Source organism: Acinetobacter sp. 1125_18A (assembly GCF_052824985.1).
Genome location: NZ_VTDG01000047.1, coordinates 1 through 1,118 on the forward strand (window position 1 = coordinate 1; position 1,118 = coordinate 1,118).

Genomic DNA, 1,118 nt, shown 5'->3' on the forward strand with positions numbered 1-1,118 from the left:
CTATACAGTGCACTTTCTTCTCTCACTAAAGCAGGAACGGCCAAAACCTGTTTTGGAAACTTGATGGCTGTCCCATTCACCTCAGCTTCTAAACGTGCTGCTGTAGCCAGTGTCGCAAGTAATTTCATTTGGCTTTCACCCACTTGTGACTCAAATCGAGTAGGATCAATTTGCGCAAGCGTCTGCCCCTTTTGAATGATGTCTCCCTCTTTGACATCTAAGCTGGTCAACACACCACCATCTAAAGATTGAATCGTCTGTTCTTTTGATGACGGAACAACCTTACCCGTTCCTGTAGAAACTTCTTCCAATTTAAATGCACAAGCCCAAATTAAGAAAGCCAACAATCCAATTGCAACGATCCAAATAATAAATGTGGATTTCGGTAAAGGCGGTTCTGAAAACTTTAATGCAGAGGGATTAGTTGGCCGTTGTAACACATTGGAGACATGATCAACTTGAGCAGGTTCAGCGTCTTGAGCTGTGATATTTTGGTCATTTTTTTCTTGGCTCATGTTGAAGTCCCTCCTGCATTTGCCTGCTGTGCAGGATTCAAAATGGCATCACGTGGCCCATCTTTGATAATCTTACCTTCATGTACAACGATAATACGATCAACAAGTTGCAAAACCGCAGGACGATGCGTCGCAACCACTAAAGTCCGATGACCTAACCATTCTTTTAAATGCTGGATCAACACTTTTTCAGAAACATCATCAATCGAAGCGGTCGGTTCATCCAACAACACAATGTTTGGATTTCTCAGCAATAATCGTGTGAGTAACAATGCTTGTTTCTGCCCTCCAGAGAATCCTACCCCTCCTTCAAGAATAAGATGATCTAGGCCTTCCTTTTTTTGTTCCACGATTTCTAAAGCATTGGTGATTTGTAAGGCTCGGATAATTTCATCATTACTTGCCAATGGTGCACCCAAAGTTAAATTTTCACGGATGGTCCCAAAAAACAAATGTGCATTTTGATTTAGTAATGCCATATCACGACGAATATCATCGGGATCAAGCAAAGATTGATCGACACCATCCAAACTAATTTGGCCCTGTACTGGCAATTGCATTCCTGAAAGTAACTGTAATAAGCTAGATTTCCCTGCCCCATTA

The 1,118-nt window shown here is 41.8% G+C and carries 1 protein-coding gene and 1 pseudogene; both read right to left on the reverse strand.

Annotated elements, in window-relative coordinates; genetic code table 11:
- Positions 1–515, reverse strand: a pseudogene (locus FY049_RS22175) (secretion protein HlyD); the annotation flags it as partial.
- On the reverse strand, positions 512–1,118 hold a 607-nt coding region (locus FY049_RS22180; RefSeq protein WP_446084427.1), incomplete at its 5' end, for an ATP-binding cassette domain-containing protein. The gene FY049_RS22180 and the pseudogene FY049_RS22175, both read right to left, overlap by 4 nt.